The sequence below is a fragment of the Rhodoferax sp. genome (assembly GCF_014859475.1).
Lineage (GTDB): Bacteria > Pseudomonadota > Gammaproteobacteria > Burkholderiales > Burkholderiaceae_C > Rhodoferax.
The window spans coordinates 1-1,577 of sequence record NZ_JACUUE010000339.1 but is presented as its reverse complement, the minus strand read 5'-3'; the positions used below and the strand labels follow the sequence as shown (position 1 = coordinate 1,577).

The following is a 1,577-nucleotide window of genomic DNA, read 5'->3' as shown; positions in this document are numbered from 1 at the left end:
CAAAGTCATCCCAATCCATGCGTTTGAGCAAGTCTTGTGTCTTCATGCGCTGACCTTTTGCCAATCAGGGTAGCTGGCGCGCGCCTGGTCGAGCATGTTGGCTGCCAACAGGGGCTTGCCGACCAGGGGGTTAGCGGCCAGGGCTGCCACCCGGGCTTGGTGGTCGCCTGCAGCGGCGGCTTTGGCGGTGAGGCGCTGGTAGCGCTCAAGCTGTTTGGCCAGTCCGTAAAACGAGGTCGGCAAGCGCGGCGCGGGCAGCCGCTCGATGCCGGCGCGTGACACCCGCACGCGGGTCTCGACCACGGTGTCGTGCGTAAAGGCCGCCGTGGCGCCCAGGTTGGGCAGGTTCAGCACCAGTTCATGCGGCGTGCTGGATGCCAGTGCCCGGATGACGGTCACGGCCAGGTCGCCAAAACCAGCCGAGCCACGGAAGAATTTCAGCTCTGGCCGGGCCCGCTTGCCCTCGGCCTCGAAGTGGGTGTAATACCGCTCCAGCGAGGCTGCCACCACGTCGCTGCGCGGACCATGCTGCTTCGCGTGCGCCACAAAGGCTTCTGGAAACAGGTAGTAAGGCAGGTAGGAGTTGGGCCAGTAGCCGGGCTGCTCATGCGCCATCTGGAGCGACAGGGCAAAGCGCAGCTTGTGCTCGTCGTCGTAGTCGTCGGGTGGTGCCAGCGACGCACTGAGCGCCGCCAGCGGGGCACCGTCGATCAGCACTTCGCTGTACCAGGTGGCATGGTTGAGTCCGTTGCAGCGAAAGGTGTAACGCGCCGGGCGGTCCATGGCATGGCACAGCGCCAGCAGGTCTTCGTCTGACTGGTCGCACAGGCCGATCACCTTGATGCCGCCACGATCACAGATGGCCTGCGTCACGATGTTGCTGGGGTTGGTGTAGTTGAGCAAAATGGCATCGGGCGCCAGGTCTTGCATGATGGCGGCCACGCGCAAGGCCTCGGGCACCGAGCGCAGGGCAAAAAAGAAGCCGCCCGGGCCCACCGTTTCCTGCCCCGGCAAGTCAAATTCCAGTGGCAGGGTTTCGTCGATGCGGCGTGCCGCCAAGCCACCAGGCCTGGTCGAGTTGAGCACCAGATCGGCGCCCGCAATGGCAGCCTCCAGCGTGGGTGCCACTTCCACTGTGAAGGCGCCGGCCTGTTGGGCCATGGCGCTGGTGAGGCGGGCCACGATGGTCAGGTGGTCGGCATCAAGGTCGTACAGCCGCACGGTGGTCAAAGGCAGTTCGCCCGCATGGGCAATCAGGGCCTGCAGCAGGCCCGGTGTGTAGGCGCTGCCGCCGCCCAGAATGGTCAGGGTTTGCATAAGTTCTCCTGGGTTAACGTGAAAGAACGTCGTCATTGCGAACGAAGTGACGCAATCCATGCCCCCCGACTGCATGGACTGCCGCGCTACGCTCGCAGTGACGGCTTCTCTGTTCAAGGTCGGTGTGCGGTATCCGTCCGGATACGGATGGCTCGCGATGACGGTGCTCTTTCAGGATTTGGGGCGTCGGCTTGGATTCATGACAGTTAGACCGGCCATCAGGCCGGGGTCGGTGACCAGGCCACCGGTCTGGGTCAAAA

1 protein-coding gene is annotated in these 1,577 nt (G+C 64.2%); it reads right to left on the bottom strand.

Translation table 11 applies throughout. The annotated features are described in order from the left end of the window. Positions 1-42 precede the first annotated feature (42 nt). On the bottom strand, positions 43-1,317 hold the full coding sequence (locus IBX54_RS15065; protein ID WP_296543463.1) for a hypothetical protein: 1,275 nt from the start codon (positions 1,315-1,317) through the stop codon (positions 43-45). Positions 1,318-1,577: the final 260 nt, after the last annotated feature.